The sequence below is a fragment of the Nocardia sp. NPDC052001 genome, from assembly GCF_040680615.1.
Lineage (GTDB): Bacteria > Actinomycetota > Actinomycetes > Mycobacteriales > Mycobacteriaceae > Nocardia.
Genome location: NZ_JBFAXC010000005.1, coordinates 341,088 through 358,524 on the forward strand (window position 1 = coordinate 341,088; position 17,437 = coordinate 358,524).

Consider the following 17,437-nt stretch of genomic DNA (forward strand, 5'->3'; position numbering starts at 1 on the left):
CCAAGTCGACGACGGCGGCGCCCGGGTAGGCGGACTGAGCAATCATATCGGGCTCACAGAGCCGCGATCACGGCCTCGAGCTCAGTGACTATCGGTACCCGTACCGGAGCGTTGCAACCATGTGACCTGAGCCACAGCCATTTACAGCCACCCTCTACGGGTGGCCTGCACGCCCGCCTGGAACCGGGTGCTGGCCCCGAGCCGCTCCAGCAGACTGGCGGTGCGCCGCACCACGGTTCGCCGCGACAGGCCCAGCCGTCGCGCGATGGTGTCATCGGTGGCGCCCATGCTCATCAAGGTCAGAATGGCCCGATCCCGCTCATCCAATGATTCCGAGGGATTCACCGAGATGGGCGTGGCCATGGACCACAGCGAGTCGAACGTCTTGACCAGCAGATCCAAGGTCGGTGACGGTCCGACCCGCACACCCATCGGATCCCCGCGCCGCTCATCGGTGTGCAGCACCAGCACGGCCCGGCGATCATCAGCCAAGATCAACTTCATGGGCGGATCGGGCAGCGTCCGCGCCTGCGCGCCCACCGCATTGGTGGCGAGCACATGCCGCAGCCGCTCCGCGTCCTGGTAGATCGTCTCCTGATAGAGCGTCCGATAGTCGATGCCGGCGGTGATCCGAGCCGACTTCAACTCGAACAGCCGCTCCTCGGTCTCGACATCGGATAGGAACGGACCACGCTCCACAACCTTCACAACCGAATGCGCCGTATGCTGCAGATCCTCGAAATCGGCCAGCAGCTGCCGTCGCTCGTAGACCGCGACCACCGCGCCGTCGGCATCGGTGGTGCGCCGCACCGAGCGGAACGTCTCACCCAGGCGGGCGGCGGCCGACTGCATGCGCAACATATCGCCGCTGCGACGTCGAGTCTCGGCCTCGGACAAGGCTTCCGGGGCATGCGCGTCCCAGCGCACGGTGCCGTTGTTCTCGGTCAGTCGCACCGCGGCCTCGAGATGGCACAGCGCTTCCAGCGCCGCCTCGGCTATGCGGGGCGGGCAGCCCAATCGCTCGGCCACCTCGAACGCAGTTGAGCGCGGATGCTGTACGAGCACCGCGTAGGCGCGGCCGTGCAGCGAGGCAGGGTCGAATAGGTCATCCAGTGTCGTCACCGCGCCCACCGGCATACGCCGGTCCGGGAAGCGCCCGTTCGCGTGGGCCGGTGAACGCTCTACTGGTCCGGGCCCCACTGCTGCTGCATGATTACGCCCTTGCTGGCCAGCCATGGCAGAGGATCCGTCTTCGTTCCGTTGGCATCCCAGATCTCGAGGTGCAGATGAGGTCCGGTGGAATTGCCGCGATTGCCGACAGTGGCGATCACATCGCCGGTATTGACCCGCTGTCCGGCGGATACGTACATGTCATTGACGTGCCCGTAGACAGCGGTGGTGCCATCGTCCTGCAGAACACGCACCCAGAGACCGAAACCGGAAGCCGGACCGGCCTCCACCACCGTGCCACCCATGACCGAGTGGATCGGAGTGCCGATGGCATCGGCGAAGTCGATCCCGTAATGCATTGCGCCCCAGCGCGCACCGAAGCCGGAGCTGATCACGCCCACATCGACCGGCCGCACCGCGGGAGCGGGAGCCAGCTTCTGCTGCAGATCCTTCAGCGTGGCTTCGGCCTGCGCGAGGGGGTTCGCGATCTCCGGCGGCAGATTCTGCAATCCGAAGGGCGCGGGCGCGGGAGCCGCGACAGGTTTGCCGCCATCCGCAACCGGTTCGGCTGTCGGAGCGGGAGCAGGCGCGGCGACGTCGGCGGCCTGCTTGACCGACTGCGCCACATCGCGCAGTGCGAGATCCTGTCCAGCCGACTTGTCCTCATGATTGGGGGCGATCGGCGCGGCGTGGGCCAGCGCGGGAACCATCTGCGTCGCGGTGCCGATCAGGGCACTCGCGGCGACCGCGGCTCCGGCGGCGACCTTCACGCGGTCAGCGGTGGAGGGTTCGGCCCGGTGCCGTTTACGTGCGACGGCGCCAGTACGACCGGCACCAGAATCACCAAGCAAGTCCATAACTGATACGGAGTTCGCGGTCTCTCGGTGGTGCGACAAAGCTCGTCCTAGCGTTCGATGGTCCGGTAACGATTCGGCATCGCTGTGACAGAAACAATACTCCCCCGTGACCATTCCGCAACCTTGCGTTCGAAGATTCCAGGTGGTAGCTGCCACCGGTTGATCACGTCCGGAAATCGGGAGCGCACACTGATGCGTGTGCTACTCGATGAGCTGAATACGCCGATCGTGCTGGCCCCCATGGCGGGCGGGCCGTCCACACCCGAACTGGCGGCCGCGGTATCCGATGCGGGCGGCTTGGGATTTCTCGGGGCCGGATATCTCGGCGCGGAAGATCTCGGCGGGCGAATAAAGCAGACGCGCACCCTCACCTCCGCGGCATTCGGCGTGAATCTGTTTTACCCCTCCGCACCTAGTCCTGTGACCAGTTTCGGTGACTATGTTGATCAGCTGGCACGCGAATTCCCTGTCGGCGAACCGAGATTCGATACCGATGCGTGGGCGGCCAAGCTCGAACTGCTGATCGCCGACCCCGTTCGCGTCGTCTCCAGCACCTTCGGCTGTCCCTCCCCCGAGGAGATCGCGCGACTGCACGCGGTCGGCACCGAGGTCTGGGTGACCGTCACCTCGGTGGCCGAAGCCCGTATCGCCGCCGAAGCCGGTGCGGACGCGCTCATCGCCCAGGGCGGTGAGGCGGGCGGCCATCGTGGCAGCTTCGCCGACCGCCCCGAAGACGACACCGCCGATCCGCTCGGCCTGCTCGCGCTATTGCAGCTGTTGACTGCCGCCGTGGATCTCCCGGTGATCGCCACCGGCGGCATCACCACCGGTGCGGCCCTGGCCGCGGTGCTGACCGCCGGAGCCGCGGCCGCCCAGATCGGCACCGCCTTCCTGCGCTGTCCCGAGGCGGGCACCGCACCCCTGATCCGCGATGCCATCACCCTCGACACCCCCACCATGCTCACCCGCGCCTTCACCGGCCGCCGGGCGCGCGGACTGCGCAACCAGTTCATGCTGGACCATCAGCAGGCCCCGGCCGCCTACCCCGAAATCCATTACGCCACCGGTCCTTTGCGGGCCGCCGCGCGTGCCGCGGGCAATGCCGACGAAGTGAATCTCTGGGCAGGTCAAGCGCATTCGCTCGCACCCGAGCTACCGGCGGGCGAGCTGGTCCGGCAGCTGTCGCGGGATGCGAAAGAGGCTCTGAATAGGGCGGTTTCGATCCGAATCCAGGGTTATTGACAACGCATGTCAACTAGAATCGGCTGACACCATCCGCCATCCCATGAGGAGAGCGATATGTCACTCGACGTACCCAGCGCACTACTCGAGCGCGCCGAACGCGGTGAAGTCAGCGATGACGAATTCGTGGAATGCGTCCGCAGCTCACTGCCCTACGCATATGAGGTCGTCAGCCGGGTGGCGGCCGATTTACATTCCGGCACACAGGAATACGCGGACAATGTGATCCCACCGCCGGACGAGGTGGCCCGGGGCCAGCTGCTGCGCGCCATGGCCTCGGACGCCATCCGCGGCGGTCTCGAACGTCACTTCGGCGTGAAGCTCGCCTTCCAGAACTGTCACCGCGTCGCGGCGTTCCCGCTCGCGGCGGTCGGCGGCGATACGTACAGCACCTTCATCTCGACCCGCGCACAGCTGCTCAACCAGAGCCCGGAGCTCCGTAACTGCTGAGCGCACAACGGTATCGGCGCGGCCGGAGCATTCCGGCCGCGCCGCTGCGCGCGCTCAGGGTTTCGGCCGCCGGAACAATTTGACCTGCCGATACGCCGCGTAAACGCATAGGGCGAATGACCCGTCGAACCAGGCGTGGGCGAATATCCCCGCACCCCACGATCCCCAGCCCGGCGAGAAGGTGATGCACACCGCCGCGATCGTCAGCATGCCGAAAAACACGCATCCAATGGCGATCGCCACCCACAGCACCACCCGCCAGAACGTGATCGGCGGCCGGATCGGATGCGGCCCGGACCCCCGCTGCGGAAACTGCTGCACCGTATGCGAATAAGCCTGCGCGGCGGGAGGAAAACTCGACGCGGCAGCCGGATGGCTCCGCGCTCCGGGCGGATAGCTCGGGGTGGCGGGCGAATAGTTCCGCGCCGCAGGCGGATAACTCGGCGCGGATGAATAGTGCTGAGCGACCGGCGGATAACTCGGCTGTGGATGACGCCGTGCCGCGGGAGCGTAATTGGGTGATATCGGGACGGGGCCGCGCACCGGTATGGGTTCGGACACGTGCACCGGGGCGGGCGCGTCGAGCGCCGTCCGCGCCGCGGCGGCCAGTTCGCCCGCACTTTCGTAACGCTGGTCCGGGGTCTTGGCCAGACCGCGCGCGATCACCCGATCCAATGCGACGGGCACCGCGGGTGCGAGCGCACTGGCACGGGGTGGCGGGGCGGTCATATGGGCGAGCATCTGCTGCGCCGCGTCCTTGTCGCCGAATGGTCTTTTGCCCGTGAGACATTCGAACAGCAGGCAGGCCAGCGAGTAGACGTCGGACCGGATGTCATCCACCCCGGAGAACCGTTCCGGAGCCATATAGGCCCAGGTGCCGACGGTGACGCCGGTGGAGGTCAATGCCGTCGATCCCGCTCCCCGCGCCAGTCCGAAGTCGATCAGATACGCGAATCCGCTGGGCAGCACAACGACATTCGACGGCTTCACATCCCGGTGGATCAGCCCCGCGTCATGCGCCATATCCAACGCCGAGGCGATCTGCTCCACCATGTCGACGGCGGCGGCGGGCGCGAAGGCCCCGCGGTGTTTGAGGACATCGTCGAGATCGGTGCCGTCGATCAATTCCATATCGATGAACAGGCGTCCGTCGAGTTCACCGAAGTTGTGGATGGGCACGATATGCGGTCCGCGCAGGCGCGCCGCCAGCTGTGCTTCCCGTTCGAATCGCCGCCGATAGTCCATATCGGTGGCGAGGTCCGCGGGCAGCACCTTCAGCGCCACATCACGGCCCATACGGGTGTCCTGTGCCAGCCACACCTGCCCCATACCGCCCTGCCCTAGCAGCATGATGAGCCGATAGTGACCGAGCGTCCCGTCCCCCAACAACCGTCGTCCTTTCAAAACACCCATATCGGGCAGGCGCTCAGCATACGACCCTCGGGTGACGTATCTCCCGCGCTCTTGACCGCCACTCCCCGTGTGCGTAATTCTGCTGCCGGAGAACACAATCTGCATAGAGGAGCACCCGTGGCGAGCAACGACCCCGCCGACACCTTCGACCTCTGGGATCGAGACGGTGACGGCCAGATCTCCGCCGACGACATCCTCGCGGGAATCACCGCCCTGGGCTTGGAAATCGACGAAGCCGCCGTGCAGCGCCTGGTAGCCGCCGCGGACACGGACGGCGACTGGCTCATCTCCCGCGCCGAATTCGACGCCGCCCGCCTGGGCCGCGACCCCGAAATCACCGACGCCGACGCCGCTTTCGACACCTTCGACGTCAACCGGAACCAGCTCATAGAGGTCGACGAACTCGAATCCCTCCTCCGCACCTGCCCGGACCTCTCCGAGGAGTCCGCCGAATCCCTCCTCGCGGCCGCGGACACCGACGGCGACGGCCACCTCTCCCGAGCCGAATTCGCCGCCCTCCTCGCCGAGCTGGCCCAAAGATAGAGACGCCGGTGCGATTGCGCTGGCGTCCGGTTCGGCGTTCCCCCCGGATTCCCAGCTTTACACTTCGAGCAGCTTCCGCTTCAACACCTTCCCGGTTGGGTTGCGCGGAAGCTCTTCCAGGAAAACGACTTCCCGGGGCACCTTGTACCGAGCCAGATTGGTCTTCACGAACTGCCGCACGTCATCTTCCGTGAAGCGCTGCCCCGCATGGACGACCACGAACGCCTTCAGCCGCGCACCGTACTGGTCATCCGGAACCCCGATGACGGCGACCTCGCGGACCGAGGAATGCGTGTACAGCAATTCCTCGACCTCGGCGGGAAACACGTTCTCGCCGCCGGAGACGATCATGTCGTCATCGCGCCCGTCGATGAAAAGCCTTCCGGCACTGTCGAAATGCCCCACATCACCTGACGACATGAGGCCGCGGATGATCTCCTTGTGCCCGCCGCCCGTATATCCCTCGAACTGGATGACATTGCCGACGAAGATCCGCCCGGTCTGCCCGGCGGGCAATCGTTTGCCCGCGTCGTCGAGGATTTCGACCCGCGACCCGAGGACCGGGCTGCCCACGCATCCGGGCTCCACCGCCAGATCATCCGGCGTCGCGATGGTCGCGTACGCGACTTCGGTTGAGCCGTAGAGGTTGTAGACGACCGGCCCGAAAGTCGCCGTCACCTCGCGGCACAGTTGCGCGCCCAATTGCGATCCCGCCACGAAGATAATGCGCAGCGCCGACAGATCGCGCCCGGTGACACCCTTACCGCCGAGGTCGACCATGCGCGCCAGCATCACCGGCACCGCGATCACCGTCGTGGCCCTGTTCCGCGCGATGCTGTCGATGGCGGCCTGCGGATCGAATTTGCGGCGCACCACGAGCGTGGATCCGAAGCCGAGAGTCAGCATGCCGCAGGCGAATCCGAGGGTATGGAACATCGGGGCGCAGCATTCGGTGACCTCGCCCGCCCGGAACGGCACCTTGGACAGCAGTCCGCCCAGCGGTGCGAGCGATTTCGGTTCCGGCCGGGCCGCACCCTTGGGTGTTCCCGTGGTGCCGCTGGTCAACAGGATGATTCGAGGTTCGGCCCCGGGCCCGGGCGGGGCGGCGGGGGATCCCGCCGCGATCAAGGCTTCCAGGCTGTTGTCGCTCGGTTCGTCCGTCCAGGCCAGATAGCCGCCCCGCAGCGGTGTCACCTCATCGAGCATGTGCGCGTATTCCGCGTCGTACACCAGCAGATCAGTGCCCTCGCGCGTAGCCACGTCCCGAATCTGTGGTCCCGCGAAGTCGGTGTTGAGCAGGATGATGCGCGCCCCGCATTTGGCCGCCGCGAAAATGGCGTCCACCAGCCCGCGATGGTTGCGCGCCAGAATCGCCACGCCCTCATGGGGTTTCAGCCCGCGTTCGCGCCAGGCATTGGCGAGCCGATTGGAGCGATCCTCCAATTCGGCGAAGGTGAGCGAGCCCAGTTCGTCGATCAGCGCGGTGCGCTCCGGATAGCGCGCGGCCGAAAGCCGCAGTGCGGCGGCGATGGTCCCGTAGCGCAGCAGCGAGGTGGCCGCGGACAGCAGCACCGTCGGCGATTCGATGCGCGCCAGCCCCGCATCCAGGAACAGCCGCGCGGATTCGAGCTCGAGATAAGCCCGCTCCCCCACCGACCGAAGCACTCCGAGCGTCATACAACACCCCATCCTCACGTCCCACCCCACTGTGGGCATCTGCCCTCAAACTAACCGCGCCCACGGCCCACCGCCAGAGCCCATCGAACCTCGCACCCCGGCGCGCGGCGCCCGCCCGGCGCGCCGCCGCACACGCCGAGGCCCGCACCCTCCCGAAAGTGGATGCGGGCCTCGGACCGAAACTCAGGACAGCGTGGTGACCGTCAGCGCGCCATCGGCGTACTGCGCCCGCAGCCGCTTCTTGTCGAACTTGCCGACCGAGGTCTTGGGCACCTCGTCGATGAACGTCCAGTGCTCGGGCAGCTGCCATTTGGCGAACTTGTCTGCCAAAAAGTCGCGCAGCTCTTCGGGTTTGGCTTCCGAACCCGCCGCCAGCACGACCGCGACCAGCGGCCGCTCATCCCACTTCTCATCCGGAATGCCGATGACCGCGGCCTCGGCGACCGCCGGATGGCCCACGACCGCGTTCTCCAGATCCACCGAGGAGATCCATTCGCCACCGGACTTGATGACATCCTTGGACCGATCCACCAGCGTCAGATAGCCATTGGGGCTGATCTTGCCGACATCCCCGGTGCGCAGCCAACCGTCGTCGAACTTGTCGGGATCGACCACCGTGCCACTCGGCGAATAGTACGAGCCGGTGATCCACGGACCCTTCACTTCCAGCTCACCGAGGGCGACACCGTCATTCGGCACCACCTCGCCGTCATCGCCGACCAGGCGCGCCTGCACGCCTGCGGGGAAACGGCCCTGGGTGTAGCGGTAGGCCCATTCCTCATCGCCTTCGACGGTCGCGGGCGGATGCGCCACGGAACCGAGCGGGGAGGTTTCGGTCATGCCCCAGGCGTGCAGCAGTTTGACGCCGTGCCGCTCCTGGAAGGCGCGCATCATGGACGGCGGCACCGCCGCGCCACCGACGACGCAGGTGCGCAGGTGGGAGATGTCCTGCGGCGCGGCCTGCAACCCGGCCAGCACACCACCCCAGATCGTCGGCACCGCCGCAGCGAAGGTCGGCTTGATCGCGGCCATCATCTCCAACAACGGACCCGGTTGCAGGAAACGGTCCGGCATCAGCAGGTTCGCACCCGACATCATCGCCGCGTACGGCAAACCCCACGCGTTCGCGTGGAACAGCGGCACGATCGCCAGCACCGTGTCGGCCTCGCTGAAACCCATCCCGTTGGGGGCGCACACCTGCATCGCGTGCAGGAAATTCGAACGATGCGAATACACCACACCCTTGGGGTCACCGGTAGTGCCCGAGGTGTAACACATCCCCGCCGCCGACCGCTCGTCCACGACCGGGTAATCATAGGTATCAGGTTGCGCGGCAAGCAGTTCCGCGTACGAATGCACCTGCACACCCTCGGGAGCGGTCAACGCCGACGCGTCACCATTGGCCACGATCACATGCCGCACCGTCTTCAGATTCGGCAGATACTGCGCGAACATCGGCACCAGCGTGCCATCGACGATCACCACCTGATCCTCGGCATGATTGGCCACATACACCAACTGCTCCGGGAACAAGCGAATGTTCAGCGCGTGCAGCACCGCACCCATCGCCGGCACCGCCACGTACACGACCATGTGCTCGTTGTTGTTCCACATGAAGGTCCCGACCCGATCACCCTCACCGATGCCCAGGTCACGCAAGGCATTGGCAAGACGGGCCGCATCCGCGCCGATCTCGGAGAAAGTCTGGGTACGGACCCCGTCACCGGTCCAGGTCGAAATCGTGCTCTCACCCTGGAAGGTGGACGCGTACTTCAGCAGTGTCGCCAGCGACAGCTGCTCGTCCTGCATTGTGCTCAACATTTCCCAACCGCTCCCTACATATCCCTACTGGAGAGTGAACTGAGTCACTGCCCCGGAGGATAGCTGAAATCGGACATCGGGGGTTCGGGGCTGGGCAGATAACAGCTGCGGGTGGCGGACCCCACCTCCGCCACCCGCAGCCAGCGCCGACCTGCCACCGCCTACGCGATGACCTGCCGGCCTCGAAGTCCCGGCCAGGAGCGAGCTTGCAACGACGCCCCCTGCGGCGCCGCAGAATAGCCAATCACTAACCAGGACAAGCAAATTGGAGCAAGATTCTCCGTGAATATAGGTAGTGGAGCGGTGGGCTGTCCAGTCGGCGACAGCGTCGCAGGTCAGACGGTGCTCACCGTCCCAGAAAGATTCCGGTGAGCCCGGAAGATCCCGGCGCGGGCAAACAATACGGTGCGAACACTCGCCGAAATGGCCGAAAATATAGATTCGATGACCGTGGATGTCTGCGTGACCAGCGCCGATGGCTTTACTGTCGAATCATGAATCGTGAGCCGTCCATCCTGATCATCGGCGCCGGGTTCGCCGGGCTCGGCATGGCGCTGGAGCTGCAGCGCCACGGCCTGACCAACTTCACCATTCTGGAGAAGGCCGCCGATCTGGGCGGCGTCTGGCGGGAGAACACCTATCCCGGAGCCGCCTGCGATGTGCCCTCACCGCTCTACTCGTGGTCGTTCGAGCCGAAATCCGATTGGCCGCGCCGGTTCTCGCATCAGGCCGATATTCACGAGTACATGCGCACGGTCGCCGAGAAGCACGGCCTGCCCGCGAAAATCGAGTTCGGGGTGGAGGTCGTCGAGGCGGAATTCGATGAGCAGTCCGGTATTTGGCGGGTGCGCACCGCCGACGGCGTCACCCATATCGCGGATATTCTGATCCCGGCGGTGGGGCAGCTCTCCCGCCCGGCCATGCCGAATCTGCCGGGCATCGACAGTTTCACCGGGGCGGCGTTCCACTCCGCGCAATGGGATCACTCGGTCGATCTGACCGGCAAACGTGTGGCATGCATCGGCACGGGAGCCAGTGCCATTCAATACATTCCGGCGATTCAGCCGAAGGTGGCGCAGCTGACGCTGTTCCAGCGCTCGGCCGCCTGGGTGCTGCCCAAATTCGACACCGAGTACACCGCGCTGCATCACGCCCTGTTCAAACACGTGCCCGGCACGCGCGCGGCGGAGCGGTTCTCCATCTGGGCGCTGTTCGAGGTACTCGCGTTGGCGCTCACCGATATTCCCGCGATGAAGACGCCGGTGATCGCGCTCGCGGATCGGCATCGGGAGAAGCAGGTGCCCGATCCGGCCTTGCGCGCCAAGCTGACTCCCGATTACGCGGCGGGCTGTAAGCGCGGCTTGTTCTCGAACGAGTACATGCCCGCACTGGGACAGCCCAACGTGCATGTGGAGACCACCGCCATCGAGGCCGTCACCCCCACCGGCATCCGTACCGCGGACGGGGTGGAGCATCCGGTGGACGTGATCGTGTACGGCACCGGGTTCAAGGGCACGGAATTCCTTGCGCCCATGCATATTTACGGCTTGAACGGGCGCAAGCTGGCCGATGAGTGGTCGGCGGAGGGTGCGCGCGCGTACCTGGGCATGTCGGTGCCGGGCTTCCCGAATCTGTTCATGATGTACGGGCCGAATACCAATGTCGGCTCGGGTTCGATCATCTACATGCTGGAGTCGCAGGCCCGGTACATCCGGCAGGTGGCGGAGTATCTGGCGGCCAAGCCGGGCCGGTTCCTGGCCGCCAAGCCCGAGGTCGAACAGTCCTGGGACGACTGGTTGCAGCGGCGTTTGAAGGACACGCCCTGGAACTTCTGCTCCAGCTGGTATCGCAACGCATCGGGGCGGATCACCAATAACTGGCCCGGGGCCACCGTGCTCTTCCGCTGGAAGACAAGCACTTTCAAGCCGTCCGATTATGACGAGGAGCGCGCCCCGGGACGCTGAGGTTCACGCCCTTGAGGCCGCGCCATTGTCCGCGGCTACTCGATCCGCGCTGACGTCTACCCACCCCTGGCCCGCTGCCTCGGCACACGCCTCCGCGATCCGGACATGCGCCGCGTGAATCCGGTCCTGCGCGCCGCCTTCAGCGGTCCCGGCCTGCCGGCCTGGGGCCCGTGGGCCGACTACGTCGTCGCCGTCGGCACCAGGATGTGGCACCAAAACCATCCACACTGATATGAATGCGCCCTCACGGCCCCCGACCAGGTAGACTCCCCGACGTTCGGGTCGGCCACGGCCACCGGTTCAGCCTTCGTAGCTCAGGGGATAGAGCAACCCTCTCCTAAAGGGTAGGTCGCAGGTTCGATTCCTGCCGAGGGCACTTAGAGTCCGTGCGATGCATGTCGATCTGATGCTGGACGCACTCGACGGGCTTTCCGTGGGGGATGCGGTGGGGGCCGAATTTCCGATCCTGCGACGGTCCGTCGCGGAGCTGCGCGGCGGGGAGTTGCCGCCGGGGCGGTGGGAGTGGACCGATGACACCGAGATGGCGTGCACGGTGGTCGGGGAACTGCTCGAATTCGGGGAGATCGATCAGGATCGGATTGCCGCCAGATTCGCGGAGCGCTGTGATCAGCGACGGGACTACGGGTTCATGACCGTGGACACCCTCGGGCGGATCGGACGCGGCATGCCCTGGCGGCAGGTGACCGTGGCGGCGTTCGGCGGTGACGGTTCGTGCGGGAACGGCGCGGCCATGCGGGTCGCGCCATTGGGCGCGTTCTATGCCGAGGATGTGGAAAGGGTTGTGGCCGAGGCTATTCGGTCGGCGCAGGTCACCCATGCGCATCGAGAGGGCGTGGCCGGTGCGGTGGCGGTGGCACTCGCGGCCGCGACGGCGGCACGAGGACGACTCAGCGGAAAGCGGCCCGCCCCTGGGGAATTCATCGATTCGGTGCTCGATCGACTCGGCAATGGCGAGACCGCACAGGGGATTCGGCGGGCGCGCGGGCTGTTAGGCGGCTCGGCCGGACAGGCCGCCGAGGAGTTGGGCACCGGGATTCGGGTGACGGCGCAGGACACCGTGCCGTTCGCGATGTGGGTGGCGGCAACGCATCTCGACGACTATCGGGCGGCCGTCGCGACCTGCGTCGGGGCGGGCGGGGATACCGATACGACGAGCGCGATCGTCGGCGGGATCGTGGCGGCGCATACCGGGGGACGCGAGGGCGGGTTGCCCGCGGCGTGGCTGGCGGCACGGGAACCGCTGCCCGGTTGGCTGCCGCAGGCGAGGTCAACGGCACCCGGGAAATCCGCGACCGGACGGTTGCGGCGATGGCTGTCCGGTAAGTCTTAGCCGGTCAGCCAGCGCTTTTTCATTGACCGCTACATATTGTCGCGGTCACCCTTGCCCATGCGACCTCCACCGGGGTACCGTCATGCCGTGACATGATTGCGACACCATGTCACGGTCAATCGATCAGGAGTGGCGGGGATGGAAACCACAGCGCATATCGCGACGGCCCGGAACGACGAGCACTACATCGAGACACTGGCGACCCTGTCGTACGGATCCGTGCACAAGCGGTTCGACCCCTATGTGGATATCTCTTGGGACGATCCGGACTTCGCGGTGCGGGCGGATGACGAGCGGTGGATTCTGCCGCCGTCGGATCCGTTCGGGGCGCATCCCTGGTATCGCGCACTCCCCAAGGAACGGCAGATCCACATCGGCATGTGGCGACAGGCCAACGTGGCGAAGGTCGGCCTGCAATTCGAGAACATCCTGATTCGCGGGCTCATGCAGTACGTGTTCCAGCTGCCCAATGGTTCGCCCGAATTCCGTTACTGCACACACGAATCCATCGAAGAGTGCAACCACACCATGATGTTCCAGGAGGTGGTGAACCGGATCGGCATGGATGTCGGCGGCATGCGCACCTGGGTGAAATACGTCGGGCCGCTGGTGCCGTTCCTGGCCGGGATCTTCCCGGAGTGGTTCTTCGTCATGGTGCTGGCGGGCGAGGAGCCGATCGATCACGCACAGAAGACGCTGCTGCGGGCGGGTGCGGAGGCGCATCCCATGATCGAGCGGGTGATGTCGATCCACGTGGCCGAGGAGGCCCGGCACATCAGCTTCGCGCACAACTATCTGGAGAACGCGGTGCCGCGTATGGGCCGGTTCAAGAAGTTCGTGCTGTCCCTGGTTTTCGCGCCGACCATGCGGATCATCTGCGATCTCATCGCGGTGCCGACCCGCAAGTTCCGGCGGGACTGCGATGTTCCGCGCGAAGTGGTGAACGAGGTCTTCTGGAACAGCCCGGAATCCCGAAAGGTCCTGCGCGACTTCTTCGCCGACGTCCGCATGCTGGCCCACGAACTGGACCTGATGAACCCGATCGCGCGCCTGCTGTGGAAGATCAGCCGCATCGACGGCCCGGCCTCGCGCTACCGCAGCGAACCCGCACGCTGACGCCCTGCCACCACCCTCGGCCGCTAGCCGAGCGTTCGATACCCCGGGTGCACACCCGGGGTCAGTCCGCGTTCCGCGGCAAGTTTCCGGAGCAGCACGCTGAGCTGCTCGTATTCGGCGTCGGTCAGGCCCTCGAAGAGCTCGGTCTCGTGCGCGACGGCCATCTTCGCCATGCCCGCCAGCATTTTCCCGCCCTCCGGGGTGAGGTGCAGTTCGTGATTGCGCCGGTCGGCGGCGCTACGGCGGCGTTCGATCCAGCCCCGCTTGTCGAGCGGATCGATCAGGGCGACCACCCGGCTGGGCACCACGCCCAATTCCTCGGCCAGTGAGCGCTGGCTGCGGCCCGGCTGGGCCGCGATCATCCGCAGAATCCCGACTTCCGGTGGCGTGAGCCCGATTTCGGAGATGCGCTCGGCGAAACGCTGGGCCGCGTGCGCGCCCAGCTGTGCGAGCTGGAAGCCCGCCGCCCGCATCGGGCGGTCCGGCCGCGTCTTTCCCGAACCCTCTTGCTCCGCATCGACCACGGCGTTATCGTACACATCAGATAATCGTTCACAGTAGAGAACGATTCACTTCTAAGAATGGATAGCCATGGCCGTAGCAGCCGAATCCCCAGTCGCCTATCCCGCGCGCAGCCTGGAACCACCGCTCGGCGCGCTCGCGGCCGCCTTCGCCGCGGTGTTCGTGGCGGGGCTCGCCATCAGCACCATCCGGGCCGGTGGCAGCCCGTTCCCCTCCCCCTTCGCGGATGCGGGCGATGCGCTCGACTACTTCCGCGACCACCGCGCGGCCGTGCGCACCGGCGCGGTGCTGCAGTACGCGAGCGCGATCCCGCTCACCCTGTTCGTGGCCGCGATCACGCCGCGGTTGCGTCGGCAGGCCGAGGGCTTCGGTCCCGCGCTCGCCACCGTGGGCGGTGCGCTGGCGGCGGTGTTCCTGTTCAGCTCGGGCACCATCAGCTGGGTGCTGACGGTGCCGGAGGTGACCGCGGATCCGGCCACCGTGCGGGCGCTGCACACCCTGGCGTTCCTGGTCGGCGGTCCGGCGAACGTGCTGTCGACGGGACTGCTCATCGCGGGCATCGCGATCAGCGCGCTGCCACGGAAAGCGCTCTCGCCCTTGCTGATTCGCATCGGACTGGCGATCGCCTGCGTCGGCCTGCTGACCACGGTGTCACTGACCTTCACCGCCGCCGCCTTCCTGCTGCCCATCGCACGGTTCACCGGGATGATCTGGCTGATCATCGCCGGATTCCGGCTCGCGCGCGCGTAAACCCTTACACCCCAGCGATTTACAGGAGATGTGATGACCAACGAACTCACCGCCAAGCTGGTGCGATTCCAGAAGCCCGAACTGTCGCTGCCGTATCTCAACGGTCTGGACGAGGCGCGTATCGCGGGACTCTTCGGTATCGACACCGACGAATACCGGGACCAGCTGGAGGAGCTCGAGACTCGGGCCCGGGCCGCGGCCGCCGATCTGCTCACCGAACCGGACATCGCCGAACAGGTGGATCGACTGCCGTTCGCACCCGGACAGCGGGTGCTCGCGCTCGGTGAGAGCAGCACCGCCGATCGACTGTCCTGGTTCGAGATCCTGAAGCAGCTGGTGTGGCTGCGCCGGCCCGGTGACGGGATCGCCTTCACCAATCTCGCCGTCTCCGGGGCCACCACCACGCAGGTGCTGAAGAGTTCGGGCGCACTGGGATTCGTGCGGCCCGACTGGGTGCTGTGCCAGCTGGGCGCGAACGATACGCAGCGGGTGGGCGCGGATGCGGTGCGCGTGGTCAGCGCCGGGGAGACGGTGCGGAATTTCGATCTGCTGCGGGAGCGCGGCGCGGCGGCCCGGTGGGTATGGCTCACGCCCACCGATGTGGATGAGGCGCTGCTGGCCGAGTTCGCGCCGTTCCGGGCGGCCGGTATCAGCTGGCGAGCCAAGGATCAGCTGGATACCGCGGCGGCGCTGGACGCCCGGCCGGAGGTGGTGATCGATACGCTCGCGGTCACGCATCCGACGCCCGGGCAGCGCCTGTTCGAATCGGACGGCGTGCACCTCACCCCCGCCGGACAGGTGGCCGTGGCGCGCGTCGTGGTCGCGGAGTTGGCGCGCCTGGAATGAGAAAATGTCGCAATGGCGAGTAATCGATCGATCGCTTTTCCCGCCGTTGCCGCCGCCGTGCTGATCGCCGCCACGGCGTGCTCATCCGCGCCGCAGCCTTCGCAGCCACCTCCCTCCGGTGAATTCCGCAAGGAGACACTGCATTTCGCGACCGCGGTGGGACCGGACGATAAGACGGCGTGCGATGTGATCGGCGATCTCTACACCCCGGTGGATGCGAGCGCGGCGCATCCGGTGCCCGCCCTGCTCACCACGAACGGGCTGGGCGGGTCCAAGGAGCAGGTCGCCATGTACGGCAATTACTATGCCGCGCATGGATACGCGGTGCTGGCGTATTCCGGTCTGGGGCAAGGTGGTTCGGGATGCCAGGTATATCTGGACAGCCCCGACTTCGACGGGAAGGCCGCCGCTCGACTGGTGGATTTCCTCGGCGGGGTGGACGGTATCGCATTCCGGGATGCCGCGCACACCCTGCCGGTCGCGTCGCCGGATTACGTGGTGCACGACAAGACCGATCACGACGGGCACAGCGGCCCGCACGATCCCAGGGTGGGCATGGTCGGCGGTTCCTACGGTGGCGCGGTGCAATTCGCAGCGGCCGCAAGGGATCCGCGCATCGACACCATCTCGCCGATGATCACCTGGAACGACCTGTCCTACTCGCTGGTCCCCAATGGCACCGGGCAGATCTCGGGGGTGTCGACAGCGGTGCCGGGCGCGCCGAAGACGCAGTGGATGAACCGGCTCTCCGGCGGCGCGAACTGCCGGGCCGGGATGACCGAACTGTGCGGGCTGCGGGATGTGGTGTCCGGCACCGGATATCCCACCCCGGAACAGGTGGATATGCTGCGCACGGATTCGCCGGCGAGCTATTTGGGCAAAAACCGGATTCCGGTGCTGCTGATCCAGGGCGAACAGGACACGCTCTTCAACCTCAACGAGGCGCGCGCCGGCTATGACGGCTTGCGCGCCCAGGGCACCGAGACCAGGATGGTCTGGATGTCGGCCGGACATTCGGTGCTGACACCCGAGCCGGGGTCGAAGGTGGGTGTGGTCGATCCGGCGCTGAATTACTGGGATGCCCGCCAGAGCGCATGGTTCGAGCGCTATCTGCGGGACGGCGACGGCGATACCGGGCCGCGATTCGCGTACTACCGCAATTGGATTCCTTTCACCGGTGATCCGGCGGCGGCGTATGGTACCGCCGACAACGCCGATGTGGGCACCCCGCGCACCATGTACCTTTCCGGCGATTCACGACTCATCGGTGATCGGGCGCGAATGCTGCCGGGGGATCAGGCTCTGACAACCGGTCCGGGTGGCACCGCGCTGTCCTGGACCACCGCACCGGTCGATACCGCCCTGGATATCGCGGGCATTCCGAAGCTCACCGTCCGACTGGGTGCCGAACAGCCGTTGAACGGGAGCGTAGCGGATGCGGCGGTGGTCTTCGCATCGCTGTATGACGTTGCGGCGGATGGGAGTTCGGCCCTGATCGACGGCCTCATCTCCCCCGCGCGGATCACCGGCCTGCGGGATCCGATCATCATCAGTCTGTCCGGGCTGGTGCACCGGATAGCTCCGGGTCACAGTCTGCGACTACAGCTCTCGGGTAGTGCGGAAGGGTTCGACGCGCCCTCCGCCGTCCATCGCCTCACGATCGCGGCTGGACCGGATCAGGCGCTGGTACTGCCCGTCGTCGGCTCGTAGTCGCG

The 17,437-nt window shown here is 66.3% G+C and carries 15 protein-coding genes and 1 tRNA gene; 10 read left to right on the forward strand and 6 right to left on the reverse strand.

Annotation, left to right across the window (positions count from 1 at the left end; translation table 11 throughout):
• Positions 1-141: 141 nt before the first annotated feature.
• On the reverse strand, positions 142-1,122 hold the full coding sequence (locus tag AB0L82_RS25490) for a helix-turn-helix transcriptional regulator (RefSeq protein ID WP_364641192.1): 981 nt from the start codon (positions 1,120-1,122) through the stop codon (positions 142-144).
• Positions 1,123-1,181: 59 nt separating this feature from the next.
• Positions 1,182-1,940 carry a M23 family metallopeptidase gene (locus AB0L82_RS25495; protein ID WP_364641196.1) on the reverse strand — a complete coding sequence of 253 codons (759 nt, stop codon included), beginning with the start codon at positions 1,938-1,940 and terminating at the stop codon, positions 1,182-1,184.
• A 279-nt stretch (positions 1,941-2,219) separates the two neighbouring features.
• Between AB0L82_RS25495 and AB0L82_RS25500 the strand changes: the two genes are divergently transcribed.
• Positions 2,220-3,269 (forward strand): nitronate monooxygenase, encoded by a 1,050-nt coding sequence (locus AB0L82_RS25500; RefSeq protein WP_364641199.1) that lies wholly within the window; start codon positions 2,220-2,222, stop codon positions 3,267-3,269.
• 57 nt (positions 3,270-3,326) lie between these two features.
• Positions 3,327-3,719, forward strand: coding sequence for an SCO5389 family protein (locus AB0L82_RS25505; protein ID WP_364641202.1), 393 nt, complete (start codon positions 3,327-3,329; stop codon positions 3,717-3,719).
• A 54-nt stretch (positions 3,720-3,773) separates the two neighbouring features.
• On the opposite strand, the gene AB0L82_RS25510 is transcribed toward AB0L82_RS25505, so the two are convergent.
• Positions 3,774-5,132 carry a protein kinase gene (locus AB0L82_RS25510; RefSeq protein WP_364641205.1) on the reverse strand — a complete coding sequence of 453 codons (1,359 nt, stop codon included), beginning with the start codon at positions 5,130-5,132 and terminating at the stop codon, positions 3,774-3,776.
• Positions 5,133-5,249: 117 nt separating this feature from the next.
• Here AB0L82_RS25510 and AB0L82_RS25515 point away from each other — a divergent pair, with 117 nt between their 5' ends.
• On the forward strand, positions 5,250-5,675 hold the full coding sequence (locus tag AB0L82_RS25515) for an EF-hand domain-containing protein (protein ID WP_364641208.1): 426 nt from the start codon (positions 5,250-5,252) through the stop codon (positions 5,673-5,675).
• Between the two features lie 57 nt (positions 5,676-5,732).
• Here the strand turns inward: AB0L82_RS25515 and AB0L82_RS25520 are convergent, their stop codons facing one another.
• Together AB0L82_RS25520 and AB0L82_RS25525 are read right to left on the reverse strand one after the other, a co-directional pair.
• Entirely contained in the window at positions 5,733-7,352 is a 1,620-nt protein-coding gene (locus tag AB0L82_RS25520; RefSeq protein ID WP_364641211.1) for an acyl-CoA synthetase, read from the reverse strand.
• A 183-nt stretch (positions 7,353-7,535) separates the two neighbouring features.
• Positions 7,536-9,173, reverse strand: coding sequence for a long-chain fatty acid--CoA ligase (locus AB0L82_RS25525; RefSeq protein WP_364641214.1), 1,638 nt, complete (start codon positions 9,171-9,173; stop codon positions 7,536-7,538).
• A gap of 494 nt (positions 9,174-9,667) precedes the next feature.
• Here AB0L82_RS25525 and AB0L82_RS25530 point away from each other — a divergent pair, with 494 nt between their 5' ends.
• The 4 genes from AB0L82_RS25530 (at position 9,668) to AB0L82_RS25545 (ending at position 13,604) form a co-directional block, all read left to right on the forward strand.
• A complete protein-coding gene (locus tag AB0L82_RS25530; protein WP_364641217.1) occupies positions 9,668-11,137 on the forward strand; it encodes an NAD(P)/FAD-dependent oxidoreductase in 1,470 nt (489 codons plus the stop codon).
• Positions 11,138-11,440: 303 nt separating this feature from the next.
• Positions 11,441-11,513: transfer RNA gene (locus AB0L82_RS25535), tRNA-Arg, on the forward strand.
• 15 nt (positions 11,514-11,528) lie between these two features.
• Positions 11,529-12,488 carry an ADP-ribosylglycohydrolase family protein gene (locus tag AB0L82_RS25540; protein WP_364641220.1) on the forward strand — a complete coding sequence of 320 codons (960 nt, stop codon included), beginning with the start codon at positions 11,529-11,531 and terminating at the stop codon, positions 12,486-12,488.
• A 138-nt stretch (positions 12,489-12,626) separates the two neighbouring features.
• Entirely contained in the window at positions 12,627-13,604 is a 978-nt protein-coding gene (locus AB0L82_RS25545; RefSeq protein WP_364641223.1) for a diiron oxygenase, read from the forward strand.
• Positions 13,605-13,627: 23 nt separating this feature from the next.
• On the opposite strand, the gene AB0L82_RS25550 is transcribed toward AB0L82_RS25545, so the two are convergent.
• Positions 13,628-14,128: a MarR family winged helix-turn-helix transcriptional regulator gene (locus tag AB0L82_RS25550; RefSeq protein ID WP_364641226.1), complete on the reverse strand. Its 501-nt coding sequence runs from the start codon at positions 14,126-14,128 to the stop codon at positions 13,628-13,630.
• A 67-nt stretch (positions 14,129-14,195) separates the two neighbouring features.
• On the opposite strand from AB0L82_RS25550, the gene AB0L82_RS25555 reads away from it, so the two are divergent.
• From AB0L82_RS25555 to AB0L82_RS25565, 3 genes are read left to right on the forward strand one after another with little or no spacing between them, the layout of a single operon-like run.
• Positions 14,196-14,876, forward strand: coding sequence for a hypothetical protein (locus AB0L82_RS25555; RefSeq protein WP_364641229.1), 681 nt, complete (start codon positions 14,196-14,198; stop codon positions 14,874-14,876).
• 33 nt (positions 14,877-14,909) lie between these two features.
• Positions 14,910-15,722, forward strand: coding sequence for an SGNH/GDSL hydrolase family protein (locus AB0L82_RS25560; RefSeq protein ID WP_364641232.1), 813 nt, complete (start codon positions 14,910-14,912; stop codon positions 15,720-15,722).
• A 12-nt stretch (positions 15,723-15,734) separates the two neighbouring features.
• On the forward strand, positions 15,735-17,432 hold the full coding sequence (locus AB0L82_RS25565) for a CocE/NonD family hydrolase (protein ID WP_364641235.1): 1,698 nt from the start codon (positions 15,735-15,737) through the stop codon (positions 17,430-17,432).
• Positions 17,433-17,437: the final 5 nt, after the last annotated feature.